This is a genomic window from Billgrantia sp. C5P2 (genome assembly GCF_051062895.2).
Window position 1 is genome coordinate 3,218,177 of record NZ_CM128542.1, and the last position, 25,816, is coordinate 3,243,992.

Sequence of the window (25,816 nt, forward strand, 5' to 3'; positions counted from 1 at the left end):
GTGAAAATGTCGTTATTGTGTGGTGCGATTCCAGCCTGCAGCGGCCGGCGAGTCGGCCGGCCGCTGCCAAAGCTCAGGTAGCCGAGACGTCGAAATCGGCCAGACTCTTCATGCCTGCTTCGATCACGCTGCGGTTGGCGCGGCCGACCGGCAGCCACTGGCGCAAGGCGTAGTCGGCGGCGGCCAGCTTGGCCCGGTAGAACGGCTCGTCACTGCCGCTGGCTCGCGCCGCGCTGGCCTTGAGCGCCGCCCGCCCCATCTGCCAGGCGCACAGCACATGGCCGGCCAGGCTGAGGAAGGGTGTGGCATAAGCCTGGATGACGTCTGCGCCCCGCTCGGGGTCTCGGCTCTGCTCGAGCACGATCTGCATGGCGGCGCACAGGTCGGCGGCACCGGCGGCCAGGCTCTCACCCAGGGCAGCGAGTTCACCGTCGGCTTGGAGTTCTCGGGCCGTGGCCTCGACCTCCTCGATCAAGCCGGCCAGCGCCGCCCCGCCGTCGCGGGAGAGCTTGCGCCCCGCCAGGTCGAGCGCCTGGATGCCGTTGGTGCCCTCATAGATCGGCGCAATACGTGCATCGCGCAGCAACTGGGCGGCGCCGGTCTCCTCGATGAAGCCCATGCCGCCATGCACTTGCACGCCCATGGAGGCGATGTCCACGGCCTGGTCGGTGGAGAACGCCTTGACCACCGGAATCAGCACGTCGACCCGGGCCTGGGCGGCTTCGCGCTCGGCAGCCTCCGAGGCGTGCCGCGCCACGTCGAGCTGGGCGGCACAATAGAGCGCCAGGGCGCGCAGGGCATCGGTACGGGCACGCATCGAGAGCAGCATGCGACGCACGTCGAGATGCTCGCTGATGGTGGCTTCGCTGCCCCGTGCTTTTCCCTGTACACGGTCCAGGGCGTAGGCGAAGGCATGCTGGCAGGCACGCTCGGCCACGCCGATACCCTGCACACCGACCTTGTGGCGCGCCTCGTTCATCATGGTGAACATGTGGTTGAGGCCGCGCCCCTCCTCGCCCACCAGGTAGCCGATGGCACCGTCTCTTTCGCCGAAGCTCAGGGTGCAGGTGGGGGAACCGTGAATGCCCAGCTTGTGCTCGATGGAGGCGCAGGTGACATCGTTGCGCTCGCCCAGCGATCCATCCTCGTTGACCAGATACTTCGGTACCAGGAACAGCGAAATTCCCTTATTGCCCTCTGGAGCATCGGGCTTGCGCGCCAGCACCAGATGGATGATGTTCTCGCTGGCGTCGTGCTCGCCCCAGGTGATGAAGATCTTCTGACCGAACAGGCGGTAGTGGTCATCCTCCGGAACCGCTCGAGTACGCACCTTGGAGAGGTCCGAGCCGGCCTGGGGCTCGGTAAGGTTCATGGTGCCGGTCCAGTTGCCCTCGACCAGCTTGGGCAGGTAGATCTCCTTGAGCGTGTCGCTGCCATGATGGGCCAACGCCTCGATGGCGCCGGCGGTGAGCATCGGGCACAAGCCCAGCGCCATGTTGGCCCCGTGCAGCATCTCCTGAACGCTGCTCGCCACCACTTCAGGCAGGCCCTGCCCACCCAGCGCCTGGGACACGCCGATGCCGTTCCAGCCCCCTTCTACATAGGCCCGGTAGGCCTCGGCAAAACCGTCGGGCAAGGTCACGCCGCCATCTTCCCGGCGCACGCAGCCCTGGCGGTCACCGCTGGCATTGAGCGGCGCCCACACCTCACCTGCCAGCTTGGCAGCTTCCTCCAGCACCGCCTCGACCAGGTCGGGGCTAGCCTCGTCGAAGCCGGGCAGATCGAGCGAACGATACTCGAGCAATTCCTCGAGCACGAAGCGGAAGTCACGAACGGGGGCGGCAAAGGGAAACATGGCACTACCTCAGGAAAAATGATAACGGCGATAGTAGATTCACTACTTTTCGTTAACCATTATCCCTAGGTCGCACCGCACCGCAAAGCGCCCGATGCAAGGGGCATCGGGCGCTTTGGGAAAACCAACACGGACCGAGAGAGCCCCTCAGCGGCGGGCGTCGCTGTCGAGCGGCTCCTCGATTCGCTCGCGCTCTTCGCTTGGTGGCAGGTCGATATCGTCTTCATCGGGATAGTAGGCGATATGCGGCTCATCCGGCGGCGGCGGGCCAACGACAGGCTCGGCCACCTCCACGTCGGGCACCAGATCGGAAAGATCCTCCATGTACTCGTGCTCGATGGCGCCTTGGACCAGCTCCTCGGTCACAGTGAGCTCAGCGCCCGCCGACGACATCGGCGTCGAGGGTGCAAAGGGCGCTACCGGCACCGGTGCCGGACGCACGCTGCGCCGCCAGGTGAAGAAGCCCACCAGGAACAGGCTCATGGCACCGAAGGCCCAGAACAGACCGGCATCTCCCACCCAGCCCATCACTGGAGAGATCAGCGGAGGACTCACCGTCGAGCCAATGGCGTTGATCAGCAGCAGGCCCTGGCTCATGCGTACCAGCGCACCGGCCGGCGCGCGGTCAGCGGCATGGCTCACCGCCACCGGATAGAGCGCAAAGACCCCGCCGCCCAGCAGGAACAGGAGCGCCGCCAGCACCCAGGTCGTCAGCGGTAGCAGCAGCATGGCTGCCGAAATCAAGGCGCAGAAGGCACCGATCATGATCAGCACGATCTGGCGATCGTGGCGGTCGGACCAGCGCCCCAAGGGGTACTGCAACAGCATGGCACCGAGCACCACCACCGCCATCATCTGCCCCACCTGACTCACCGTGAGACCGATGCGCTGCAGGTAGAGCGGCAGCAGTGTATAGACGGCGGCCACCGCCAGACCCGAGCCGAAGCTGCCCATCACCCCAGTGGGCGTCATAGTGATCAGACGCATCGGAGACAGTGGCTCGGCATGCTCGATCAGCGGTGAGACCCGCGGGATCATGGCCATGGGCAGCACCGACAGCGAAGCCAGCAAGCCGATGACCATGAACGGCGCCGTCTCACCCATGGCATCGGTGACGCCGAGCAGCAACTGGCCGATCACCCCGGCGGCATACAGCGAGATCATGTAGAGCGCCAGCAGTCTACCGCGCACCTTCTGGTCGCCGGAGGTAAGCAACCAGCTCTCGATGACCAGATAGACGCCAACGGTGGCCCAACCGCCGATCAGGCGCAGGGCGAACCAGGCCCAAGGCTCGAAGAACAAGGCCTGCAGCAGCACGGTAACCGCCACCAGCGAAGCAAAGCTGCCATAGGCGCGGATATGGCCGATACGCAGCAATAGTCGGTCGTTGAACATGGCGCCCAGCGCCAGACCGATGAAATAGGCGGACGAAACCCAGCCGATCACCACCGGCGACTCCCCTGCCGCGTCCAGCCGCAGGGTGATCAGGGTGGCCAGGAAGCCGTTGCCGATACCTAGAATGAAGAGCCCCAGCAGCGGTGCCAGGGCCATAGCCAACAATTGCCGCGACATGAGCGCGCCTCTCGACAGAGAACTACAAAAAAGAAAAGATGCCAGAAAACGCCATAGAACGCTGCCCATGGCCCTCATGAAAGGCAGAAAATGACCAACTCTCAGGCGGGGCGGCGCGAATCATACGCTCGCCGGCGCCAGTGTCAAACGGTTATTCTCGGCACCTATTGCAGGTCAGAAAAAAGCACCATCATCGCAGCTAAAAACAGCAAGACGCACTAACACCGATTCACTCAGCGTTTCTGCAACAGGACCACATCAGCGGCAGGAAACTCGACGCTCATGTCGTGATGCCCGGCCAGCCACTCGAAGCTCTCCTCGCTGAAGAAGCAGACGTGGGTCGGATCGAGGATATAGTGCCAGCGGGCGAAGGCTTCCTCGCTGGTCATGCGTTTGGTCATCAGCCCCAGCCAGCCGTCGTCGGGCAGCAGCGCTACCAGGCGATCGAGCTCACGCCCCGGCGCGAACAGGTGTTCCACCACCTCGGTGGCGGTGATGAAATCGTAGCGGCGCTCGAGTACGGAGGTGTCCGATGCGTAGAAAGGATCGTAGATCGCCATGGGGTGGCCCGCCTCCTCGAACATCACCGACAGCGTCGGGCCTGGGCCGGCACCGAAGTCGAGGCCGCGGGCGCCCGGCGCCAGCCGGCTCTTCAGCGGTTCGAACAGCCGCGACAGGAAGCGCCGATAGTCGGGGTCGTCGGGGTGGTTCTCGTGCTGGTCGTAGACCGCCCGCTCCTGCGCGGGCGAGAGGCGCTGAGCCGTCGGCACGTACGCCAGCCGGCACTCCTCGCAGCGGTAGTAATCCCGGCGCGCATCACGATGGAAATGGCGAGAATGTGGGCTAGCGCATAGCGGGCAGGTCGGCATCGTCGTATCCTTTTGGGCCTGGCGAACCACAGGCTACAGAAAACACATCTCAACGAGGAGGCCGGCAATGCTGTCAGGTCTGGACCACCTGGTCATTACCGTGACCGACATTTCCCGTGCCGTGGACTTCTACTCTCGCGTGCTCGGGCTCGAAGTACGCTATCGCGATCGCGAGCGTGTCGACCTGATACTCGGCGATATCGCTCTGCGCCTGCACTGGACCGCTACCGACATCGAACCGCGTGCCGCCACCCCCACGCCGGGCAGTCTCGACCTCTGCCTGCGCAGCCTGCTGCCGCTGGATGAGGTCCAGCGGCACCTGGAAGCCCTGGAAGTCGAAGTGGAGCTCGGCCCCGTCACCCGTCAGGGTGCCAATGGCCTCATCGAATCGCTCTACCTGCGCGACCCCGACGGCAACCTGCTGGAAATCAGCCGCCCGCTCAAGGAGGCGCTCGAATAGCTGCCTCCCTGGCAATGTCGCCCACGGCCGGTATCATTGACGCAAACCATGAACGACTGGACGCCTCATGAACGATAGCCCTGAAAGCCGTAGCGTCATCGATTCGGGCGGAACGCCCGACATCACCCTGCCCATCGTCGTCTATGCCCTGTTCCTGGCAGGTATCGTCACGGGTGGCCTGACGACCCTGATCGGCGTGGTGATCGCCTACGTCTACCGTGGCGAGGGGCCTCACTGGTTCGATGAGCACTATCGATACCTGATCCGCACCTTCTGGCTCTCGGTACTCTATTTTGCCGTTTCCTTGCTGCTGACGTTGGTACTGATTGGCTTCGTGACCACGCTACTGGCTGTGGTCTGGCTGGTGATTCGCTGCGTCAAGGGCATCAAGCGCCTGCAGGAGCACCGCGCCCCCGACAACGTGGACGCCTGGCTGATCTGAGCCCATGAGCAAGACGCAGTCATCCACCGCCACCCTGCAGGGCCGAGCCATCGCCACGCTGTGGCGTACCCTGGCCGGCCGCCGCCCCGCCATGCTCTGGCGGCTGGCTCGCCTTGCCGGCCCGCTGGTGCATCGCTTCAGTCGGCGCGAGCGTGAGGTCACCGAGATCAACCTCGCCGAGGTCTATCCCGACCAAGGCACGGCCGAACGTCGACGGCTGGCCCAGGAGAGCCTGACCCACTCCACCGCCACCATGCTCGAGCTGGGCTTCGCCTGGATGGCCACGCCACAGCGGGTCGAAGGTTCAATTCTCGAGGTACACGGCCGAGAACTGCTCGACGATGCCCGTGCCGAGGGGCGTGGCGTCATCGTGCTGGCACCGCACTTCGGCAATTGGGAAGTGCTCAATTTCTGGCTCTCCAGCCATTTCCCCTTCACCGCCATGTATGAGCCGCCCAAGATCGCCGAACTCGATACGGTGATCCGCCAAGGGCGCGAGCGCATGGGCGCGAGCCTGGTGCCGACCAACCCGCGTGGCGTTGCCGCCCTGCTCAAGGCGCTCAAGCGCAGCGAAGCAGTGGGTATCCTGCCGGACCAGGAGCCCGACTGGGGCAGCGGCGTGTTCGCCCCCTTCTACCACCGCCTCGCCTACACCGCGACCCTGCTGCCCAAGCTGGTGGCCCGCACCGACGCCCGCGTGGTCACCGGCGTGGCCCGGCGCCTTCCGGGCCGCGGCTTCGCCATTCACTTCCTGGCCGCCGACGAGCGGGTCTACTCATCGGACGAAGAGCAATCGGCGACCGGCGTGAACGCCTGCGTGCAGGATGCCATCGCCCTGGACCCGGCCCAGTATCAGTGGGAATACAAGCGCTACCGCAAGGTGATCGAGGAGCAGCAAGGTCATCCGGAGCACAAGTCGTTCCGGCTGTATTGAAAGCCCATTTCGCTTCGGTGACTGGCAAGACGGGCTCTTCCTGCTAGACTGGCCCAGACGCTTGACGGGGTGCCGGTGGAACCGGCTGAGATCGCCATACGACATTGCTTGCTTGTGAGCAGTCGTCACGGCGGGGCCCGTAGAACCTGATCCGGCTCGTACCGGCGTAGGGATCAAGCGGTGGCCCCATTGCGGCAAGCATCCCTCACCTGCCCCCAGCCACCTCTTCCTTCCTCCCGCCCACGCTCCGGATCCGATTCGATACCGGAGGCAAGATGGGCTATCGCTTCAACGACCTGACCAACGCCTGCCACGACGACTGGCGAGCCTACATAGAGCACGATTTCGTGCGCGGCCTGGGCGCCGGCACGCTCGCAGAGGGCGCCTTTCGCCACTATCTGCAGCAGGACTACCTGTTCCTGATTCACTTCGCCCGTGCCTACGCACTGGCCGCCTACAAGAGCCGCAACCTCGCCGACCTGCGCCAGGCCCATGCGGGCCTCAAGGCTATTCTCGACGTGGAGCTCGGCTTGCACGTGGGCTACTGCCGCGAATGGGGCATCGGCGAGGAGGCGCTTGCCGCGCTGCCCGAGGCACGGGCGACAATGGCCTATACCCGTTACGTACTGGATACCGGCAACCGTGGCGACCTGCTCGACCTGCACGTGGCGCTGGCCCCCTGCCTGGTGGGCTACGGCGAGATCGCCAATTGGCTGAACGCACAAGCCTTCACGCTGCGCGGCAAGACCAACCCTTATGACGCCTGGATCGCCATGTACGAAAGCGACGAATTCCAGGCCGCCATGCACGCCGAGCTGGAGTGGCTCGATGCCCGCCTGGCCGACGTCACTGCGGCGCGCTTTGTCGAGCTGGCCGAGGTGTTTCGCGACGCCACCCGGCTCGAGATCGATTTCTGGCAGATGGGACTGGATCGAGCGATCTGACCCGCTGCCATGCAATACCCGCCGACATGGCGGGCAAACACGCTTGACGGGGTGCCGTTGAAGACGGCTGAGATCATGCAGCGCCGCGCGCCCAGCATGGATCCCGTTGAACCTGAACTGGCTAGGACCAGCGTAGGGATCAAGCGACATGCAGCCGGGCGCCGCCCTGTTGCCCCTGTCCTCCCCAGCTGTCCTCCCTGACGACCCACAACAAGGGAGAACACCCATGAGCAAGACCCAGCACTTCCTCGCCGATACCGCCATGGTCGACGAGGCTGCCATCCAGCCGCTGCCCGGCTCGCGCAAGGTCTACGTCCAGGGTTCACGCCCCGACATTCGCGTGCCTTTCCGCGAGATCTCGCTGTCGCCCACCCGGACCTCCGGCGAGGACGAAGAGAACCCGCCGCTGCTGGTCTACGATACCTCGGGCCCCTACACCGACCCCGAGATCAGCGTCGATCTGCGCCGCGGCCTACCGGAGCTGCGCCGCGCCTGGATCGAGGAGCGTGGCGACACCGAATTCCTCGACGGCCCCACCTCCGACTACGGCAAGCGCCGGGCCAACGACCCCATGCTGGCCCAACTGCGCTTCGACCTGAAGCGCACGCCACGGCGCGCCAAGGCGGGTAAGAACATCACCCAGCTGCACTACGCCCGCCAGGGGATCATCACCCCGGAGATGGAGTTCATCGCCATTCGAGAGAACCAGCGCCGGCAGGCGCTCGGTACTGAGGAAGTCGAACGAATTCTGGGCCACCAACATCCGGGCCAGGGTTTCGGCGCACGCCTGCCGGAAGAGATCACCCCGGAATTCGTGCGTGCCGAGGTGGCCGCCGGGCGGGCGATCATCCCCTGCAATATCAACCACCCGGAATCGGAGCCGATGATCATCGGCCGCAACTTCCTGGTGAAGATCAACGGCAACCTGGGCAACTCGGCGGTCACCTCTTCCATCGAAGAGGAAGTCGACAAGATGACCTGGGGCATCCGCTGGGGCTCGGATACCATCATGGATCTCTCCACCGGCCAGAACATCCACGAGACCCGCGAGTGGATCATTCGCAACTCGCCGGTACCGATCGGCACGGTACCGATATACCAGGCCCTGGAGAAGGTCAACGGCGTGGCCGAGGATCTCACCTGGGAAGTCTTCCGCGACACCCTGATCGAGCAGGCCGAGCAGGGCGTGGACTACTTCACCATCCACGCCGGCGTGCTGCTGCGCTACGTACCGCTCACCGCCAAGCGTGTCACCGGCATCGTCTCACGCGGCGGCTCCATCATGGCCAAGTGGTGCCTGTTCCATCACCAGGAAAGCTTCCTCTATACCCACTTCGAGGAGATCTGCGAGATCTGCAAGCAATACGATGTGGCGTTCTCCCTGGGTGACGGCCTGCGCCCAGGCTCGGTGGCCGATGCCAACGACGAGGCGCAGATGGCCGAGCTCAAGACCCTCGGCGAGCTGACCCATATCGCCTGGAAGCACGATGTGCAGGTGATGATCGAGGGTCCAGGCCACGTGCCGATGCACCTGGTGAAGGAGAACATGGACAAGCAGCTCGAGTACTGCGACGAGGCACCCTTCTATACCCTGGGCCCGCTGGTCACCGACATCGCTCCGGGCTACGACCACATCACCTCCGGCATCGGCGCGGCGATGATCGGCTGGTACGGCTGCGCCATGCTCTGCTACGTCACGCCCAAGGAGCACCTCGGCCTGCCCAACAAGGACGACGTCAAGACCGGCATCATTACCTACAAGATCGCCGCTCACGCCGCCGACCTCGCCAAGGGGCATCCGGCCGCCCAGCGCCGCGACAATGCGCTGTCCAAGGCGCGCTTCGAGTTCCGCTGGGAGGACCAGTTCAACCTCGGGCTCGACCCGGACACCGCGCGCGAATACCACGACGAAACGCTGCCCAAGGACTCGGCCAAGGTGGCCCACTTCTGCTCCATGTGCGGGCCCAAGTTCTGTTCCATGAAGATCAGCCAGGAGGTGCGTGACTACGCTCGGGACAACGGCCTCGATGGCGATCAGGAAGCGGTCATGAAGGGAATGGAGGAGCAGGCGGAGAAGTTTCGCCAGGCAGGAGCGGAACTCTACAAGGAAGTCTGAGCCACGACGCTGCAACGACACGCCGGCCCCAGGGCCGGCGTGTTTTTTTGTCGCCACAGGCGACAGCACGGAACGCTCGGATGTAGCCTGTAGAAACCTGCAAGGACCAAGTGCGGAGGGAGCAAGCCCATGCCACACCTGCACGTTGCGCTGGTAACCGAGCGCCCTGAGGTAAGTCTGATACCGATTCTGCAGCTTCGCCCCCAGCGAATCGTGCTGATACCGTGCCAGTCATCGCCCCAGGCGGCCGAACGACTGGCGATCCTGCTGCGCCATGAGCTTCCCCCTGGAACCGACATCGAGACGCGCGCTCGCCTTCCCCTCGACGAGCCCCATCGCTGCGCCCAATATGCTGACGAACTGGCCGAAACCCTGTATCGGCAGCAGTTCGACACCCCCTCCCTCTCGGTCACCCTCGATGCGGGTGGCTGCAGTACGCTTACCGCCCTGCTGTTTCAGCAGGCCATGCAGCGCTGCTCCGCCGACTGGCTGTACGTGGACATTCGGGCCGGTGCGCTCTACCGCATGGCTTACGATAGCCCCGGCTCCGCTCCCGAGATCATGGCCATCGAGCCGGTACTGGACGTCGATCGCTACCTGCAAGCCAACGGTCGCAAGCGAGTTCGGGCCCTTTCCGACAGCGCAAGCTGGCACCAGGCATGCACTCAGCGCAGACACCTTACCCGCTACCTCGCCCATCACGCCGACCGTCTGGCCGAACTGCTCGGAGAACTGCACGACATGGTGCACGGCGAGGGGGGCGTGCTGGAGAGTGCCAATCCCTCGGCAGCCCGGCTACGACCCGGCGCCGAGCGCCAGCGGCTGAAGGCATCGCCATGCTTCCCTGCCACCGATGCGCTGAAGGCGCTGGACGAGACCGGCCTGCTGCACTGGGCGAGCGACGCACCGGAGGTCATTGACATCGATTCCGTGGAAGGCGGGCGCTACCTGGGCGGCGGTTGGTTGACGGAATACGCCTGGCTCAGCGCCCAGGAGGCCGGGCTATCGCAGGTCTGCAGCGAGGCTCATATCCTCGACCTGAGCGGCCAGCACAACGGAGAGCCCGTGGTATCGGATTGCCTGGCGGTAGAACGCAACCAGCTGTTGTTCATCGAGTGCCTCATCGCGCGCCCCGGCGCCACGGCCTGCATCGAGCAGGGCCTGAAACGGCTGCACGGCATGCTCAACCATTCTGCGGGGCTCGCCGCCACCCGCGTGCTGCTGGCCTGCGGTGAATTCGACAAGTCCCGTCAGCGGCTCACCGAGCTGCAGCACCTACAGGGTATGGAGGTCGAAGTCGTCGAGAACGGAGACCTCAAACACCTCCCTGCCCTGCTGGCGAGCTGGAAGGAGCACGGCAACTGGCCGGGAGGCTGATTGGCCAGCAACGAAATCGCCCCCATGGCGTTGCCAATGGGGGCGCGGTCAGATGCGCACAGGCGAATCGCCTCAGAAACGGTAGCGAACCCCGACACTTGCCGCGTCGAAGGTGTAGGACGACTTGTCCAGATAGCGCATGTAGTCGGCTCCCACCGCCAGGTTGGGCACCACATCGAATTCGGCGCCGCCGCCATACGAGAAACCGCTCTCGCTGTCGGTGTCGAAATCCACTTCGGTAAAGCCCGCCAGGCCATACAGGCGGAACTCCTGCGAGACCGGCAGGATGCCCTTGGCGTAGGCGCCCACCAGGTAATCGAGCTCGGCCGCGCCGTCGGAGCCACCGGTGCCCAGGTGGGCCTCGGCGCCGAAGTAGTCGTTGAATTGCATCCCACCGTTGAGGCGAAGCCCCACGGAATCGGCCGAGGAGCCTTGATCGGGATCGAGCTCCCAGAACATGGCGTCGGCGCCGGCATAGGCTTGGGGATACATCGGCATCTGATACTGCTGGGCCTGGGCCGAAGAAGCAAAGGCGGTGGCCATCAGCATAGCAGTGGAAATGGCGAGCAGTTTCATAGCGCACCTCCATTAAGAAACACTGTTTCCATACATCGCCTTCAGTCTGGTACAGAGTCGGAATGCACGCAAGACGAATCTACGCGCGGCAAGCCCGGCGCCGAGGCAGACTCAGCGCGGTGACAGGCTGAGGACGACGATGCCGCCCAGTACGATCGCCCCACCGATCAGCTGCATTCCCGACAGCATCTGTCCCAGCACCAGGTAGCCAAGCAGCAGCGAGGCTACCGGCTCGACGTTCATGACCGGCGCATTGCGCGCCATCTCCAGCCGCGGCACGCTGATGAACAGCACCGAGAATGCCACGCTGTAGAGCAGCGCCAGTGCCACCAGCGCTCCCCATCCCATCGGGCTCGCTGGCAACGCCATGCCACCCGGCACCAGTTGCAGTACACCGGCGACGATCATCATCACGAATACCGTGAGCATGGTCAGCAGGCTGCGCAGCGTGCTGCCCACCTCACCCAGGTGATGCTCAGTGATCCACAGCGCGCAGGAAAAGGCCGCCGCGGCTCCCAGGCCGAAGGCCACACCGGGCAGCCACTGCGGACCGAGTGCCTCGGGGCTCGCCAGCCAGGCGGGGACATCGAGCACGACCACCAGGCCCACCAGGATTGCAGCCATGATCAGCGTCGCGCGCAGCGTTGGGCGTGGGCCGCCCAGTGCCCAGGTCAGCAGCGCCAGCTGAATGGGAAAGGTATTCATCAACAGCAGCGCGACCACCACCGGGATGCGCGCCACTGCCGAATAGAGGCAAAGACTCTGGATCGCGACCATCAGTCCCGCCAGCAGCTGCCAGCGCCCGGTTCCGACCGGTAGCGACAAGCGCTTGCCCTGCCACAGGAAAAGCGCCCCCAGCACGGTGAGCGCCACGGCGGAGCGCACCAGTACGGCGAGCAGCAGCCCGGTGCCCTCGTCGAAGGCCAGGCGGGCCGCGACATGGTTGCCGGCGAACAGAGTGGCGACGCAGGCCAACAGCAGGACGGCAAGATGGCGCGGCAGCAGCGAGGCGCTGCCAAGCGCCGCGGTATTGGTCGACATGGCGGTTCCCGCGATATTGGAGGCCATCAGCATGCCAGCATTTTCGATAGACGGCTAATCAAATGCTGGCTTGACCTGGAGCAGGGCCGGTGGCGACGCCAGGATGATAGACTAAAGTCTGACGTCTATCCTGCCTCTAAATCCTCTTCGTGTGGAGCCCCGATGAACGCCTCGGTACTGGTCATCAACTGCGGTTCGTCGTCGATAAAATATGCCCTGGTACCTTCCGAACCGGACCAGCCACGCCTGGCCGGACTGGCGGAGCGCCTGGGGGGCGACGACGCCCGGCTCGAGGGCGTCGACAGCCGCGGTAAACCCTTCACGCAGGCACTCGGCAATGCCGATCACACCCGTGCGCTGGAAGCCATTCTCGAGCGCCTGGAGGGTTATCAGCCGGTCGCGGTAGGCCACCGCATCGTGCATGGCGGAGAGCGCTTCACCCGTGCTGCGCTGATCGACGATGACGTCGCCGAGGCGATCGAGCGTACCTCGGCGCTGGCCCCGCTGCACAACCCGGCCAATCTCGAAGGAGTGGCGGCCACTCGACGGCTGTTTCCCAAGCTGCCCCAGGTGGCGGTGTTCGATACCGCCTTCCACCAGACCCTACCGCCGCGAGCCTACCGCTATGCCCTGCCGGAAGCACTCTACCGCGACCACGCCATACGCCGCTACGGCTTCCATGGCACCAGCCACGCCTACGTCAGCCGACGCGCCGATGCACTGAGCGAGCTCGAGGGCGGCGCCTGGCTAACCGCTCACCTGGGCAACGGCTGCTCCACCTGCGCCGTGTGGCAGGGTCAGAGCCTCGACACCAGCATGGGACTGACCCCGCTGGAAGGGCTGGTGATGGGCACGCGCAGCGGCGACGTCGACCCGGGCCTGCACGCGCATCTTTCGCGCCAGTTGGGCTGGTCGCTGGATCGCATCGACGAGGTGCTCAACCGCAACAGCGGCCTGTTGGGGTTGTCGGGCCTGACCAACGACATGCGCGAGCTGGAGGCCGCCGAGTCGCAGGGACATCCCGGGGCGACGCTGGCCATCGAGGTGTTCTGCTACCGCATCGCCAAGTCGCTGGCAGCGCTCTCCTGCGCCCTGCCCCACCTCGATGGCCTGGTCTTCACCGGTGGCATCGGCGAGAACTCCGCCGCGTCACGCGAACGGATCATCGGACTGCTTCCCCATTTCGGCCTCCAGCTCAACCGCACCGTCAACAACGAGACGATACGGGGACGCGAGGGCCGCATCGACGCCGGGGGGCGCCAGCTGTGGGTCATTCCCACCGACGAAGAGGGACAGATCGCCACCGAAACCCGCCAGCGCCTGGCTCAGCGAAAGGAAGAGACGAACGCATGACGCCGCACGAAGTACGACCGCAACCCCAGATCCTGCTGATGGTGCCAACCGGCGTGGGGGTCGGCCTGACCTCGGCCAGCCTGGGCCTGATGCAGGCGCTCGACACCATTGGTCTCAAGACCGGCTTCTTCAAGCCGTTCCGCCAGGATGAGCTGAACGGCCCCGGCCCCGACCGCTCCACCGCACTGGTGAGCAGCACGCTAGGGCTGCGCCCCCCGGCGCCCATGCCCCAGGCCGACATGGAACGCCTGCTGCGCCAGGATCGCCTGGACGTGCTGATGGAGCAGGTCATCGAACTCTTCGATCAGGCGGTGGACAGCCACGACGGCAGCGCGCCGGACCTGATCGTGGTGGAGGGCGTGGTACCTACCGCCCACGGCACCTACGCCACCCACCTCAACACCCAGTTGGCCCATGCGCTGAACGCGCGCATCATCCTGGTCGGCAGCGGTGATGCCCACGCTCCCGGTGCGCTGGCCGAACAGCTCGACATGCACGCCCAGGCCTTCGGCGGGGTGGGCTCCACGCGTACCCTGGGCTGCATCCTGATGCGCATGCAGAACCTGCCCGGCGCCGAGGAGCCCTCGCTGGCCCCGGGCACCAGCAATGTCCTGCTCGACGATGCCTTTCTCGCCGAGCTGCGCCGCTATTCGCCGGCGCTCGCCACCGACCGCTTCCACCTGATCGGCGTGGTGCCCTACAACCCGGCATTGATCGCACCGCGGGTGGTCGACGTGGCACGGGCACTCGATGCCCGCTTCCTCAGCGAGGGAGACGCTGCCAACCGCCGCGTACTCTCCACCAGCCTGTGCGCGCGCAGCGCCGCCAATGCCCTGCATGTGTTCCGCCCCGGCAGCCTGATCGTGACCTCCGGTGACCGCGACGACATCGTGCTGGCCTCGGCGCTGGCCACCATGAACGGGGTGCCCATGGCCGGTGTACTGCTGACCAACGGCTTCATGCCCAACGACAACATGATCGAGATGTGCCGGCCGGCGCTGAAGACCGGCATGCCGGTACTGGCGGTGGACACAGACAGCTTCACCACCGCCAAGAACCTCGGCCGGATGGGCAACGACATTCCCATGGACGACCTGGAGCGCGCCGAACAGGTGACCCGCTTCGTGGCCGGCCATATCGACCTGCAGTGGCTCAAGGACCACCTCAGCCGGGGGTTCACCCCGCGCCTGTCGCCCTCGGCGTTCCGTCATGAACTGGTCAAGCGGGCGCAGCGCGCCAACCGGCGCATCATCCTGCCGGAGGGCAGCGAGCCGCGCACTGTGGAGGCCGCGGCAATCTGCCAGCGTCGCGGCATCGCCAACTGCGTGCTGCTGGCCCGTCGCGAAGAGGTCGAGGAAGTAGCCCATAATCGCGGCATCGAGCTGCCGGAGGGACTCGAGATCCTCGACCCCGAGCGGATTCGCCACCGCTACGTGGCGCCCATGGTGGAACGCCGTCGCGGCAAGGTGAACGAACTGACGGCGGAGGACCAGCTGCAGGACAACGTGGTGCTGGGCACCATGATGCTGCAGCTCGACGAGGTCGACGGCCTGGTCTCAGGCGCCGTGCATACCACGGCCAATACCGTGCGGCCCGCCTTCCAATTGATCAAGACCGCCCCCGGCTACCGCCAGGTATCGTCGATCTTCTTCATGCTGCTGCCCGAGCAGGTGGTGGTCTACGGCGACTGCGCAGTGAACCCGGACCCCGACGCCGAGGCGCTGGCCGAGATCGCCATTCAGAGTGCGCGCTCGGCCCAAGCCTTCGGCATCGAGCCGCGGGTGGCCATGATCAGCTACTCCACCGGCGAATCCGGTAGCGGTGCCGACGTCGACAAGGTGCGCCAAGCCACGCGGCTGGCCCGGGAGCAGGCCCCCGACCTGCTGATCGACGGCCCGTTGCAGTACGACGCCGCCGCCATCGAGAGCGTTGGCCGCCAGAAGGCGCCCGATTCACCGGTGGCCGGGCGCGCCACGGTATTCGTCTTCCCCGACCTGAACACCGGCAATACCACCTACAAGGCGGTGCAGCGCAGCGCCCGGGTGATCAGCGTGGGGCCGATGCTGCAGGGGCTCAACAAGCCGGTCAACGACCTCTCGCGCGGCGCCCTGGTCGACGACATCGTCTATACCATCGCCTTGACGGCCATTCAGGCCGCCCAGCGCGATTGACGCTACGGGCCTGGGGTGGCTACTCGCTCCGCCCTGGCCAGGCGGTCGGGACGATAGGGAGCGGGGTCGATGGCCGGTTCGTGTCCCAGTAGCAGATCGACCAGCAGCCGGGTCGCCGCCGGCGCCAGCACCAGGCCGTTGCGGTAGTGCCCGGCGTTGACGTGAAGCCCTTCGATGCCGGGCACGGCGCCGATGAAGGGGATACCGTCGGGGGCCGCGGGCCGCAGCCCGGCCCAGTGGTGCTCGATCTCGCATTCGGCCAGTACCGGCAGCATCGACACCGCGCTTTGCCAAAGCGACTCGCGCGCCTCCTCGGTGGTGCGCTTGTCGAAGTCTGTCTGCTCCAGCGTCGAGCCGACCAGCACGCGGCCATCGGCACGCGGGATCAGGTAGCGCCCGTCGGCCAGCACCACCCGCTCGAGCAACTGGCGGCCGCCCGGCATCGGTGGCGTGGCGAACAGCATCATCTGCCCCTTGACCGGGCGCACGGGTAGCGCCACATCGAGATCGGCCAGCAGCACGCCGCTCCACGCGCCGCCACAGAGGATCACACGACCGGCGTCGATGCGCCCTTGCGCGGTCTCCACGCCACAGGCTTGCCCCCGCTCTGCGACGAGCCGCTGCACCGCGACGTTCTCCACCAGGGTCACGTTGGGCAGCGCGTCCAGCCGTGCGCGCAACGCCCGGCACAATCGCGGATTGCGCACGCTACCCAACGTCGGCATCCACAGACCGTCATCCAACCCTTCGCACAGCCACGGCTCCTTGGCGTAGATAGAGGCTGTGTCGACACGCTCCAGCGGCCAGCCCTGGCGCTGCGCCCAGGCGAAGGCGTGCTCGGCATCGTCCACGCGCAGGTAAAGCAATCCCTTCTGGCGAAACTCGATGTCGATACCGGTGGTCTCGAGCAGCCTGTCGGCCAGTTCGGCATAGCGCTGCGCCGCGCCGTGGGCTAGCCGGGATACGGGCTCGCTATAGCGCCAGGGATAAAGCGGCGAGACGATGCCGCCACCGGCCCAGGAGGCCTCCTGGCCGCAGCGACCCCGCTCTACCAGAGTGACACCATGGCCGGCCTCGGCCAGTTGGCAGGCGGTGAGCATACCGATGACCCCGCCTCCAACGATGAGAAAATCGTTCACACAGTGCTCCTGTGACTCATGCCCGCCCAGGCGGCGAGCGTTCAGGCTCATGACACGACGGCGCCCCGGCGAGACGGGGCGCGGGCAGTGACACTGTCATAGAGCGAGGATCGTCAGGTGGCGGTGCCCTTCCACCTCTCGCGATGCCGACGCAGCAGCTCCATGGTAACCAAAACCGGTGTCGTCCAGTAACCTCATCGGGCACGAACTGCAGCAACGGCACGTTCAAGAGCATCCGTCAGCGAACCCATGCTGGTAACCTCGCCCTTTCACGCTGGTCCAGGCTGGCCTAGAGTGGAGGCATGTTCAGCGAAAACTGAAGGAGGAAGGCCCATGGCGGTTCAAGAGCGACCCTCGGTCGAAGCAGGTCCCGAGCGACGGGCTCAACTGTCGCTGTTCGCCCGCAACTTCTTCAAGCATCCCCGCATGCTGGGCTCGATCATTCCCAGCTCCTCCTTCCTCATACGCCGCCTGTTGGAACCCGTCGATTGGGAGAGAGCTCGAGTCATCGTCGAATACGGGCCCGGAGTGGGCACCATCACCCAGGAGATCCTCAACCGCCTGCACCCTGACGCAACGCTGGTGGTCATCGAGACCAACGAAGATTTCGTCGATTACCTCAATCGCACCTTGTCCGACCCACGGCTGAAGGTGATCGCCGGTTCGGCCGAGACGATCGAAGCCGAGCTGGAGCGGCTACACCTCCCCGCAGCCGATTACGTGGTGGCGGGCCTTCCGTTCAGTACCATGCCGGCCGAGATCCGTGAGCGAATCCTCAAGGGTAGCCACGAGGCATTGGGGCCTGAAGGAGCCATGCTGATCTATCAGTTTTCGCCCAAGGTCTCCTCCGACCTGCGCCAGACCTTCTCGCGTGTAGTGAGTACCTTCGAACCCATCAACATCCCGCCAGCCAGGGTCTATTTCTGCCACAAGTGAGCCCCTTCGGACCTGAACCGCAGGCTGCCTGGCCTGCGGTACCCGTCGAACGTTGCCCTTGAACCCGATCCGTTGAACGCAACCGGCACGACGGCAGCGACCTGAGCACGTGCCGTGCCACGCTGCCGGTGCGGTGCTGGTTCGGTACGCGTAAACGGCCTATTCTCATGGGCTCGAAGATTCTTCAGCCAAGCACCGCAAGGGAGGAACCCATGCCCGGCCTGTTGCCCGACGTCGACCCCGAAGGCCTGCTCGAGTACTCGGTGGTCTATACCGACCGTTCGCTCAACCACATGTCCCAGCGCTTCCAGGGAGTCATGCGCGACATCTCGGCGACGCTCAAGCGGGTCTATCGTGCCCGCAGCGCCGTGATCGTGCCCGGCAGCGGCACCTTCGGCATGGAGGCCGTGGCCCGCCAGTTCGCCACCAACCAGCACTGCCTGGTGATCCGCAACGGCCAGTTCAGCTACCGCTGGTCGCAGATACTGGAAATGGGCGCCATTGCCGCATCGACCACGGTGCTCAAGGCGAGCCGCCAGGCGCCGCAGGATAACCAGTCTCCTTTCGCCCCGGCCCCCATCGAGGAGGTCGAGCGCAGCATTCGCGAAGAGCGGCCCGGGGTGGTGTTCGCGCCCCATGTCGAGACCTCGGCCGGCTTGCTGCTGCCAGACGACTACTTGCGCCGTGTCGCAGCGGCAACGCATGACGTCGGCGGCCTGTTCGTACTCGACTGCATCGCCTCGGGCACGCTATGGGTGGACATGGCCGAGATCGGCGTCGACGTGCTCGTCAGCGCCCCGCAGAAGGGCTGGAGCGGCCTGCCCTGCTGCGGCATGGTGATGCTCTCCGAGCGAGCTCGTGAGCGTATCGAAGAGACCGTCAGCACCAGCTTTGCCTGCGACCTGCGCAAATGGCTGTGGATCATGGAGACCTACGAGAACGGCGGCCATGCCTATTACGCCACCTTGCCCACCGATGGCTTGGCCCGGCTGCGTGACATCATGAACGAGACCGCCGAGTACGGCTTCGATCGGGTATGCGAGGAGCAGTGGGCCCTGGGCCGCGGCGCACGCGAGCTATTGGCCCGCTACGGCTACCGCAGCGTGGCGGCACCCGGCTTCGAGGCGCCGGGGGTGGTGGTCTGCTACACCGATGACGCCGATATCGTGGCCAAGTTCGCCTCCGCCGGCATCCAGGTGGCTGGCGGCGTGCCATTGATGTGCGACGAAGGCGACGACTACCGGGCCTTTCGTATCGGCCTGTTCGGGCTCGACAAACTGCACGACATCGAGCGCAGCCTGGCCAACCTGGAAGCGGCACTCGAGCGGGCCGCCTGACCCCGATCGGGGCGGCCCCAGGCCGCCCTACGACTCAGGTCCAGAAGCCACTCACACCGCGCGGCATCATGCCGAGGTTGTTCTCCACGGATTTCACCCCGGGCGTGTTCTCGGCGGCAACCTGGACGGCCTTCTTCTCTTCCTGGCTCTCCACCAGCCCCCAGAGTTGCACCACGCCCTCGGTGACGATGATGTTGATACGATCGATCCAGACGCCGGTATTCTCCTCTACCTCCTTGAGAATGGCATCGCGGATCTCACGATCGTCGGCCGTCACCGGCGTTTCCGTATCGGGAGCCGTGGCCGAGAAGCCGCGCAGCAGATTGGCGCGGCTGACGATACCCACCAGCTTGCCGTCACGCACGACCGGCACCCGCTTGATGTGATGTTGCTCAAGCAACTTGGCCACGCGATGCAGCGGCTCGTCTTCGCTGATGGTAATGGGGTCTCGCGTCATGATCTCGCTTGCCCGACGCGCATGCGATTTGACGTATTCGCTGGCGCTGCTGCCGCCAGCGAAGATTCGCAGCCACCAGGACTTTTGTCGTCCCTCACCGTTCTCGACCCGGCGCATCAGGTCACCCTCGCTGACGATGCCGAGGACGTTTTCCGCGGCGTCCACGACGGGCACGGCGCTGATATTGTTCTCGAGCAGGAGGCGTGCGATCTCACGAACGTCGGCGTCGGGCGATACGGTTATGACTTTGGGTGTCATGACATCGGCAGCTTGCATGGCAGCATCTCCGTGAAGGGAACGATCAAGGGTTCCGGGGCCGACTTACTTGAAATCTAGTTCGACTTGGCGGTTGTCACAATTCACCGCTTGCCTTGACACTAGCAAACCGAACGCCAAGCCGACTTGACCTGAAACAATACCGAAGCCGTGCCGTTACGCGACGGGAGATTCCGTCTGCCCTTCCTCTTGCTCCACGGGCTTGCCGCCCTCCTGATGCACCTTGACCACGTCGACGATCCGCGAACGGCTCATGACGATTTTCCAGCGCTGCAGGATCGGCTCGGCATTGGCGACTTCCTCGCGCACCACCAGGTTGAGCAGATGCCGCTTCTCGACCGACTCCCGCGAGACCTGCCCCTCTTTCAGCCGGTAGACTCGATGACTGCCCTTGTCCATGAGCCGGGTCAGTTGAGACAGGTCGAGCGAGAGGGTCTCGCGGGTCTTCTCGTAGCCGCTGAGAAAGCGCGTGGGCGACATGCGTGAGCTGGAGCGATAGTGCAGCACCATCTCCTCGCGCTGGGCCACGTTGCGCTGGCGCACCCGCTGGATCTGCTCGTCGAGCTTGCCGAAGCGCTTGTAGTCGAACCACTCGAGCTGGCGCCCCACCGGCTTGCCGCTGGTGGCATCGAAGTATTGGCGGCGCCACTTGGGCCGCCCCTTGCGTAGCCAGCGCCACAGAGTGTTGCGCAAGTCGTCCTTGAACACCTCGCGCATGGCATACAGCACCGCCATGGCCAGCACGAACAGCGCTGTGATGTTGCCCACCGTATCGCGGGCCTGGAGCAACCCCAGCGAAACGAAGACCATCACCACGCCGGTGGCCAGCCCCTTGACTGCCTTCTGTTCGGCGCCGCCCAGCTCCTGGGTCTGCTGCTTGAGGGTGACCGGATACTCGATGAGCCGTCGCAGCAGGCGCATCTTGTTGGACATGCGCGTGGGGTCGCGCACTACCCGGCTGGCGTTGTACTCCGCCTGCTCGCGATGTTCGCTCTCGGCCAGGCAGATCTCCAGCAGCCGCTCGCGGATGGTGCGGTAGTCACGGCCTCGCGGCAGGTAAGCCACCAGCGCCAGCAGGCGCTGCTCGGTGAACCACGACAGATAGTTGTCGATATTGGCGTAATACTTGAGCAGTCCGTCGTCGCTCGGCTGGTTGCGACGCAGACGACGCAGGATCCCCTGGGCCAGCTCGCACAGCTCCTCGAGACGCTCCTGCAAGCCGGCCGCCACGATGCGCTCACGCGGCTCGCTGCCAGCATCTGCCTCGTTCGGCTCGCCGCCTTGTGTCTCGGCCCGCTCGGACGTCTCGGCGTGGCTCTCGGCCTGCTGCACGCGCCTCGCGGTATCCAGCAGCGTCTGGGTTGCCCGTTCGAGCGCCACCACGTACTGGTAGGCATAAAGGCTCAGGCTCAGGCGGTACTGCTCGGTGCTGAGCCGGCCACGGCTGGCCAGGCGACTTAGCACCAGCGGCAAATGGTGCTTGTCGCTGTAATAGGTCCGCTTGACGTGGATCGCACTGTAGTAGAAGGCGTCCTCGGAGATGACGTGCTCGTTGAGCCCAAGCTCCCCCGGCACGAACAGGAAGAGGTCCAGCCGATGCGACGTCTCTTCCTGCAACACACGGGAAATCTTGAGATGGAAGCTATCCTTGCGTTCGACGGTGATCACGTCGGCGCAGCTCCTTGTACCTGAGGCCATTGTCAGGCCGAATGTTTTTCATAGTACGAGGAATGCCGGCCCACTTGCCATCAAGAAGAGTCCGGCGAGGCGCGCTGCGGGTTGGTCGCCCCTGCGGGGTCGGCGATGCCGGCTTCACCCGGTGCTCGCCCCTTGGCATCGCGTGGGGGCGCCGTATCGCCGCCTTCTGGTTCCTCGTTCGCCATGGCATCGCCAGGCTGGCCCTCCATGCTCACGCTCAAGCGCGGCATGCCGAGGTCCAGGCCCTGCTGTTCCATGCGCTGCTTGAGCAGCAAGTTGAAGGCACGCGCCACGTCCCACTGCATGACCGGCGCAGTGCGAAAACGCATGCGCAGCACGGCGGCACCTTCGTCGAAACGGTCGACGCCCTGCATCTCCAGCGGCGACCAGATGTAATGACGCATCATGGGATCCTGGCGCAGCTCTTGCGCGGTTTCCTGCATCAACGTGATGGCATCGTCGATCTTCATGGTATGCGGAATGCGGATACGCATCAGCGCAATTCCGAAGTGCCGCGACATGTTGTGAATCGACTGGATGGCGCTGAAGGTGATGATGTGCAGGATGCCGTCCAGGTCGCGCAGGCGCACCGTGCGCAGGGTCAGCCCCTCGACCGTGCCCATGTGGCCGTTGATCTGGACGAAGTCGTCCACCGCCAGCGAGTCCTCGACAATGATGAAGATACCGGTGATCAGGTCCTGCACCAGGGTCTGGGCGCCGAAGCCCACGGCCAGACCGATGACGCCGGCACCGGCCAACAGCGGCGTGACGTTGACCCCCAGGTTGGCCAACCCGACGATAGCGGCAATGAGCACGATGGTGGCGAATATCACGTTGCGAATCATCGGCGTGATGGTCTGGGCTCGCGCCTGGTTGACCCGCCGGCCCCGCGAACGGGCGGAAGAGATCAGTGCACGTTGAATGGCGGTATCGGCGAAGATCCACGCCAGCCAGGCCAGCAGCACCGTGAAGCCCAGCGCCAGCAGCGCTTGACCGATACGCGCGCTGGCCACTCCCTCGCGCCCCAGGCCGAACAGCGAGCCGCCCCACACCTGCAGAGACAGTTCGGCGAAGACGATCCAGGCCACCATGTGCGAGAGCGCGTAGCCGAAACGCTCGAGGCGGCGACGGTACTCGCTGATGCGGCGGCGCTTGCTGCGGCGCTCTTTGTGGCGCTGGATCAGGCCGGTGACCACCAGCGTCAGCACCAGCAGGGCCGCCGAAATGATCGAGCGCGCGAGCGCGGTCCCCACGTCGCCCACGGACACGAAGATCGCCAGCAACGAAACCACGACGATCAATAGCGCCGGCACATGCCAGAGCTCGCCGACGATGCGCGCCAGTTCGATACCGGTACCGCCTTCGCGGCGCACGCGCCAGGCACGGTTACTGATCAGGTGCTTGATCGGACGCTTGAACTTGAAGATGAAACGGATGCTGAGTAGTGCCGCCGCCACGTTGGCCAGCACCGAGCCCAGCGCCGCCAGCTCTTCGCCCACGATCAAGGAGAGCCGCGCGGCATTGAGCGCATCGCCGAGCGCAATCAGCGCACCGATGGCAAACAACAGGCGCAACCCTCGCCGCTGCAGGAACAGTACCGCGGGGAAGCGATGCCCGCGGGTGAACACCGACACCACGCATTCCACGACCACCGACAGGGTGCGCCCGCACAGCGCCAGGTAGGCAACGATCAGGGCCAGCGTGCGTCCGGGGCTCGTCGGCAGCGCCTGGACCAGCCCCATGATCAAGACGAAAGCGAGCGCCCAGGGCAGCATCCGCCGCAGGAAGTGCAGCGCCAACAGCCAGCCTCGTGGTTCGCGCGGCAGGTCGAGAGGCAATTGCTGGCGCATGAACAGCAGCCTGCCCAAGGCAATCAGGAGGACCAGCACACCGGCCCAGATACCCAGCAGTACGGCGCTCTGGACGGCGAAGCGCACAAGCTCGCCGGTACCGGTTCCCATCACCAGGTCGCGGAGCCCCGCCCAGCCCCGCTCCAACTGGCGCTGCCAGTCGTCGATCGGCGATTCACCGGCCTCGGCCTGGTCGCCCAGTTCACTGAACGTCTCGGCCAGGGCGCCGAGCAACCCCTGGCGCTGGATGGAGTCATCGGCGGCTACGCTCTCACCATGCGCCTGGCGAATCTCGCGCAGCTCACCGAGCAGGGCATCGCGGCGCTCGTCGTCCTCCAGGGTGGTGATCACTTCGTCGAGGGAGTGCTGAAACGTTTCGGCGTCGTGGGCCTCCTCCTGAGACGGCTCTTCCTGGCCCAGCCCACCGAGCGACAGTTGGGCGTGCGACAGGCCAGCCCACGTCAACGACACCAGCATGAGCAGCAACAGCCCGGTGCGAATCGTCACTCGCCAGAGCCCGGCGTCATCGCGTTGTGAAAAAGCTCCTGGCATCGATAGGCACTCCCTTGTTCCGTTTGCCATGCGCCTGGGACATCGCCGACCAGTGGTCTCTCCCTGCCGACTTGTCGCCGCACTGTGCTAGGCTGGCGTTCAGACTCTCGAGTCGCACAGGATGCCTTCATGCTGCCGCAATCACCACCCGAGCCTCTGAATGTCCAGGGTAGGACCCGACGGGTTGGCGTCGAGATCGAATTCGCCGGACTTCCTCCCCAACAAACCGGCGAGCTGGTACGCGACCTGTTCGGTGGCGAACTGAAGCTGATCAGCCCCCACCGGCTGCGAGTCGAGGCCACGCGTTGGGGTGATTTCGTCATCGAACTCGATACCCAGTATGCCCACCCCGACACCAGGCTACTGGAAGCGTTGCCGCGACACGACACCGAATGGGAACGCCAGCGCCACCAGATGCGTTTGGATTTCCACAACAAGACCCGTGAGCTCATTGGCGACGTGGTCACGGGCCTGGTACCGACCGAGATCGTCTGCCCGCCAGTGCCGTGGAACGAGCTGAACGAACTCGACTTGCTGTTCGGTGCCCTTCATGCGCATGGCGCCAAGGGCACTGATGCCAGCCTGCTGTATGGCTTCGGCCTGCATCTCAATCCCGAAGTCGCCAGCCTGGAGCCCGAATTCATTCTTCGGCACTTCCGAGCCTTCCTGCTCATGGCGGCCTGGCTGCGCAAGGAAATCGACATCGACATTACGCGTGAGGTGTTGCCGCACGCCAACCCCTTCCCCAAGCACTATGCCCTCAAGGTGCTCGACCCGGATTATGCCCCGGACCTGCATACGCTGATCGCCGACTACATCAGCTTCAACCCCACGCGCAACCGGGAACTTGACCTCTACCCGCTGTTTGCCCACCTGTACCCCGATTACCCGGACGAGCTGTTTCGCCACAACCTGGTCAAGCCACGTCCCACGTTCCACTACCGCTTGCCCAACGCCCAGCTGTCACAACGCGGCTGGGGCGCGGTGGTGGAGTGGAACCGCTGGGTGGCGGTGGAACGCCTCGCCGCCGACCGCAAGGAACTCAACGGACGAGCCAGCCGCTACGTCAGTCTTCACACGCAGCCGTTCGTGACTCGCATGGTCGGTAGGCTGCGAAACTGGATCAAGGAGGTCCGTTCTCCCTCATGACGCGCCCGCTCATCGGCATCACCACGTCGGATTACAAGAGCCGTATCGCTTGGTGGTTCGATTGGTTCGCCGTGTGGCGACACGGTGGCCGACCGCTTCGCCTCTCCCCTTCCCGTCCTCTGCCCCAAGCGCTCGACGGGCTGATCATCGGCGGTGGCGACGACATCCAGGCCCACCTCTACGGTGGCGAGGTACAGTTCGACGTGCGTCTGGACCCCCAGCGCGACGAGCTCGAACTCGAGCTGATGGAACGCTTCATCCCCCAGGGCAAGCCCGTACTGGGGATCTGTCGCGGTGCCCAGATGCTCAACGTTTACTTGGGCGGCACGCTGGACCCCGACATCTACACCACTCACGAAGGCCTCAAGCGGAGGCGTACCGTGCTGCCGCGCAAGACGGTCGATATCGTGGCCGATACCCAGTTGCACCACATCCTCAAGGTGAGCTGGTGTCGCATCAACAGCCTGCATCATCAGGCCGTACAAAAGGTTGGGCGTGGCATCGCAATCGTCGCCCGCGATCGCGACGGCCTGGTCCAGGGTATCGAGTCGCGCGAACATGAATTTCTGATCGGCGTGCAGTGGCACCCCGAGTGGCTGGTCTTCAACCGCCCCCAGCAAAGGCTGATCCGAGCGTTGGTCGAGGCGACGCGGCGCTGCATGCCGACAAACTAGCGCGGCCACCCGAAGGTGGCCGCCAGTTGAATCGCACA

General features: G+C 65.1%; 21 protein-coding genes and 2 riboswitches. Of the genes, 12 read left to right on the top strand and 9 right to left on the bottom strand.

Features of this window, described 5'->3' with window-relative positions:
- Positions 1-73: 73 nt before the first annotated feature.
- The 3 genes from ACRWQA_RS14845 to ACRWQA_RS14855 all read right to left on the bottom strand — a co-directional run bounded on the left by ACRWQA_RS14845 (position 74) and on the right by ACRWQA_RS14855 (position 4,296).
- Positions 74-1,855 carry an acyl-CoA dehydrogenase gene (locus ACRWQA_RS14845; protein WP_434229256.1) on the bottom strand — a complete coding sequence of 594 codons (1,782 nt, stop codon included), beginning with the start codon at positions 1,853-1,855 and terminating at the stop codon, positions 74-76.
- 147 nt (positions 1,856-2,002) lie between these two features.
- The gene (locus ACRWQA_RS14850) at positions 2,003-3,427 is read right to left on the bottom strand and encodes an MFS transporter (protein ID WP_263583153.1); all 1,425 of its coding nucleotides are present in this window, start codon (positions 3,425-3,427) and stop codon (positions 2,003-2,005) included.
- A 233-nt stretch (positions 3,428-3,660) separates the two neighbouring features.
- A complete protein-coding gene (locus ACRWQA_RS14855; RefSeq protein ID WP_434229257.1) occupies positions 3,661-4,296 on the bottom strand; it encodes a class I SAM-dependent methyltransferase in 636 nt (211 codons plus the stop codon).
- Positions 4,297-4,363: 67 nt separating this feature from the next.
- On the opposite strand from ACRWQA_RS14855, the gene ACRWQA_RS14860 reads away from it, so the two are divergent.
- The 6 genes from ACRWQA_RS14860 to ACRWQA_RS14885 all read left to right on the top strand — a co-directional run bounded on the left by ACRWQA_RS14860 (position 4,364) and on the right by ACRWQA_RS14885 (position 10,569).
- Positions 4,364-4,756, top strand: coding sequence for a VOC family protein (locus tag ACRWQA_RS14860; protein WP_263583151.1), 393 nt, complete (start codon positions 4,364-4,366; stop codon positions 4,754-4,756).
- 67 nt (positions 4,757-4,823) lie between these two features.
- Positions 4,824-5,198 (top strand): DUF4870 family protein, encoded by a 375-nt coding sequence (locus tag ACRWQA_RS14865; protein WP_263583150.1) that lies wholly within the window; start codon positions 4,824-4,826, stop codon positions 5,196-5,198.
- A 4-nt stretch (positions 5,199-5,202) separates the two neighbouring features.
- Positions 5,203-6,132, top strand: coding sequence for a lysophospholipid acyltransferase family protein (locus ACRWQA_RS14870; RefSeq protein WP_434229258.1), 930 nt, complete (start codon positions 5,203-5,205; stop codon positions 6,130-6,132).
- 55 nt (positions 6,133-6,187) lie between these two features.
- Positions 6,188-6,322, top strand: a riboswitch (TPP riboswitch).
- Between the two features lie 85 nt (positions 6,323-6,407).
- A complete protein-coding gene (gene tenA / locus ACRWQA_RS14875; protein ID WP_263583148.1) occupies positions 6,408-7,076 on the top strand; it encodes a thiaminase II in 669 nt (222 codons plus the stop codon).
- A gap of 37 nt (positions 7,077-7,113) precedes the next feature.
- A riboswitch (TPP riboswitch) is annotated at positions 7,114-7,232 on the top strand.
- A 70-nt stretch (positions 7,233-7,302) separates the two neighbouring features.
- Positions 7,303-9,192 carry a phosphomethylpyrimidine synthase ThiC gene (gene thiC / locus ACRWQA_RS14880; protein ID WP_434229259.1) on the top strand — a complete coding sequence of 630 codons (1,890 nt, stop codon included), beginning with the start codon at positions 7,303-7,305 and terminating at the stop codon, positions 9,190-9,192.
- Between the two features lie 129 nt (positions 9,193-9,321).
- Positions 9,322-10,569 (top strand): PDDEXK family nuclease, encoded by a 1,248-nt coding sequence (locus ACRWQA_RS14885; RefSeq protein WP_434229260.1) that lies wholly within the window; start codon positions 9,322-9,324, stop codon positions 10,567-10,569.
- Between the two features lie 72 nt (positions 10,570-10,641).
- On the opposite strand, the gene ACRWQA_RS14890 is transcribed toward ACRWQA_RS14885, so the two are convergent.
- Both ACRWQA_RS14890 and ACRWQA_RS14895 read right to left on the bottom strand, forming a co-directional pair.
- Entirely contained in the window at positions 10,642-11,145 is a 504-nt protein-coding gene (locus ACRWQA_RS14890; protein WP_263583146.1) for a porin family protein, read from the bottom strand.
- 111 nt (positions 11,146-11,256) lie between these two features.
- Positions 11,257-12,186, bottom strand: coding sequence for an EamA family transporter (locus ACRWQA_RS14895; RefSeq protein ID WP_263583145.1), 930 nt, complete (start codon positions 12,184-12,186; stop codon positions 11,257-11,259).
- A 162-nt stretch (positions 12,187-12,348) separates the two neighbouring features.
- Between ACRWQA_RS14895 and ACRWQA_RS14900 the strand changes: the two genes are divergently transcribed.
- Positions 12,349-13,539 (top strand): acetate/propionate family kinase, encoded by a 1,191-nt coding sequence (locus ACRWQA_RS14900; RefSeq protein WP_434229261.1) that lies wholly within the window; start codon positions 12,349-12,351, stop codon positions 13,537-13,539.
- Positions 13,536-15,710 carry a phosphate acetyltransferase gene (gene pta, locus ACRWQA_RS14905; RefSeq protein ID WP_263583143.1) on the top strand — a complete coding sequence of 725 codons (2,175 nt, stop codon included), beginning with the start codon at positions 13,536-13,538 and terminating at the stop codon, positions 15,708-15,710. The genes ACRWQA_RS14900 and pta overlap by 4 nt, the downstream gene beginning before the upstream one ends.
- A 2-nt stretch (positions 15,711-15,712) precedes the next feature.
- Here pta and thiO read toward each other — a convergent pair whose 3' ends face one another.
- Entirely contained in the window at positions 15,713-16,849 is a 1,137-nt protein-coding gene (gene thiO, locus ACRWQA_RS14910; RefSeq protein WP_263583142.1) for a glycine oxidase ThiO, read from the bottom strand.
- A 333-nt stretch (positions 16,850-17,182) separates the two neighbouring features.
- Between thiO and ACRWQA_RS14915 the strand changes: the two genes are divergently transcribed.
- The gene (locus ACRWQA_RS14915; RefSeq protein ID WP_263583141.1) at positions 17,183-17,785 is read left to right on the top strand and encodes a class I SAM-dependent methyltransferase; all 603 of its coding nucleotides are present in this window, start codon (positions 17,183-17,185) and stop codon (positions 17,783-17,785) included.
- Positions 17,786-17,997: 212 nt separating this feature from the next.
- Positions 17,998-19,122: an aminotransferase class V-fold PLP-dependent enzyme gene (locus tag ACRWQA_RS14920; protein WP_434229262.1), complete on the top strand. Its 1,125-nt coding sequence runs from the start codon at positions 17,998-18,000 to the stop codon at positions 19,120-19,122.
- Positions 19,123-19,156: 34 nt separating this feature from the next.
- Here the strand turns inward: ACRWQA_RS14920 and ACRWQA_RS14925 are convergent, their stop codons facing one another.
- From ACRWQA_RS14925 to ACRWQA_RS14935, 3 genes are all read right to left on the bottom strand, one after another.
- Positions 19,157-19,855 (bottom strand): CBS domain-containing protein, encoded by a 699-nt coding sequence (locus ACRWQA_RS14925; protein WP_263583139.1) that lies wholly within the window; start codon positions 19,853-19,855, stop codon positions 19,157-19,159.
- A 156-nt stretch (positions 19,856-20,011) separates the two neighbouring features.
- On the bottom strand, positions 20,012-21,523 hold the full coding sequence (locus tag ACRWQA_RS14930) for a hypothetical protein (protein ID WP_434229263.1): 1,512 nt from the start codon (positions 21,521-21,523) through the stop codon (positions 20,012-20,014).
- 80 nt (positions 21,524-21,603) lie between these two features.
- Positions 21,604-23,955, bottom strand: a complete 2,352-nt coding sequence (locus ACRWQA_RS14935; RefSeq protein ID WP_434229264.1) for a mechanosensitive ion channel family protein — start codon at positions 23,953-23,955, stop codon at positions 21,604-21,606.
- 129 nt (positions 23,956-24,084) lie between these two features.
- On the opposite strand from ACRWQA_RS14935, the gene ACRWQA_RS14940 reads away from it, so the two are divergent.
- Both ACRWQA_RS14940 and ACRWQA_RS14945 read left to right on the top strand, forming a co-directional pair.
- Complete coding sequence (locus ACRWQA_RS14940; RefSeq protein WP_263583136.1) at positions 24,085-25,104, top strand: amidoligase family protein; 1,020 nt, start codon at positions 24,085-24,087, stop codon at positions 25,102-25,104.
- Positions 25,101-25,778 carry a gamma-glutamyl-gamma-aminobutyrate hydrolase family protein gene (locus ACRWQA_RS14945; protein WP_263583135.1) on the top strand — a complete coding sequence of 226 codons (678 nt, stop codon included), beginning with the start codon at positions 25,101-25,103 and terminating at the stop codon, positions 25,776-25,778. The genes ACRWQA_RS14940 and ACRWQA_RS14945 overlap by 4 nt, the downstream gene beginning before the upstream one ends.
- Positions 25,779-25,816 lie beyond the last annotated feature (38 nt).

Excerpts from the sequence above, each read along its gene's own strand:
- ACRWQA_RS14845 (WP_434229256.1), bottom strand. The coding sequence starts at position 1,855 with ATGTTTCCCTTTGCCGCCCCCGTTCGTGACTTCCGCTTCGTGCTCGAG.
- ACRWQA_RS14850 (WP_263583153.1), bottom strand. The coding sequence starts at position 3,427 with ATGTCGCGGCAATTGTTGGCTATGGCCCTGGCACCGCTGCTGGGGCTC.
- ACRWQA_RS14855 (WP_434229257.1), bottom strand. The coding sequence starts at position 4,296 with ATGCCGACCTGCCCGCTATGCGCTAGCCCACATTCTCGCCATTTCCAT.
- ACRWQA_RS14860 (WP_263583151.1), top strand. The coding sequence starts at position 4,364 with ATGCTGTCAGGTCTGGACCACCTGGTCATTACCGTGACCGACATTTCC.
- ACRWQA_RS14865 (WP_263583150.1), top strand. The coding sequence starts at position 4,824 with ATGAACGATAGCCCTGAAAGCCGTAGCGTCATCGATTCGGGCGGAACG.
- ACRWQA_RS14870 (WP_434229258.1), top strand. The coding sequence starts at position 5,203 with ATGAGCAAGACGCAGTCATCCACCGCCACCCTGCAGGGCCGAGCCATC.
- tenA (WP_263583148.1), top strand. The coding sequence starts at position 6,408 with ATGGGCTATCGCTTCAACGACCTGACCAACGCCTGCCACGACGACTGG.
- thiC (WP_434229259.1), top strand. The coding sequence starts at position 7,303 with ATGAGCAAGACCCAGCACTTCCTCGCCGATACCGCCATGGTCGACGAG.
- ACRWQA_RS14885 (WP_434229260.1), top strand. The coding sequence starts at position 9,322 with ATGCCACACCTGCACGTTGCGCTGGTAACCGAGCGCCCTGAGGTAAGT.
- ACRWQA_RS14890 (WP_263583146.1), bottom strand. The coding sequence starts at position 11,145 with ATGAAACTGCTCGCCATTTCCACTGCTATGCTGATGGCCACCGCCTTT.
- ACRWQA_RS14895 (WP_263583145.1), bottom strand. The coding sequence starts at position 12,186 with ATGTCGACCAATACCGCGGCGCTTGGCAGCGCCTCGCTGCTGCCGCGC.
- ACRWQA_RS14900 (WP_434229261.1), top strand. The coding sequence starts at position 12,349 with ATGAACGCCTCGGTACTGGTCATCAACTGCGGTTCGTCGTCGATAAAA.
- pta (WP_263583143.1), top strand. The coding sequence starts at position 13,536 with ATGACGCCGCACGAAGTACGACCGCAACCCCAGATCCTGCTGATGGTG.
- ACRWQA_RS14915 (WP_263583141.1), top strand. The coding sequence starts at position 17,183 with ATGGCGGTTCAAGAGCGACCCTCGGTCGAAGCAGGTCCCGAGCGACGG.
- ACRWQA_RS14920 (WP_434229262.1), top strand. The coding sequence starts at position 17,998 with ATGCCCGGCCTGTTGCCCGACGTCGACCCCGAAGGCCTGCTCGAGTAC.
- ACRWQA_RS14925 (WP_263583139.1), bottom strand. The coding sequence starts at position 19,855 with ATGCAAGCTGCCGATGTCATGACACCCAAAGTCATAACCGTATCGCCC.
- ACRWQA_RS14935 (WP_434229264.1), bottom strand. The coding sequence starts at position 23,955 with ATGCCAGGAGCTTTTTCACAACGCGATGACGCCGGGCTCTGGCGAGTG.
- ACRWQA_RS14940 (WP_263583136.1), top strand. The coding sequence starts at position 24,085 with ATGCTGCCGCAATCACCACCCGAGCCTCTGAATGTCCAGGGTAGGACC.
- ACRWQA_RS14945 (WP_263583135.1), top strand. The coding sequence starts at position 25,101 with ATGACGCGCCCGCTCATCGGCATCACCACGTCGGATTACAAGAGCCGT.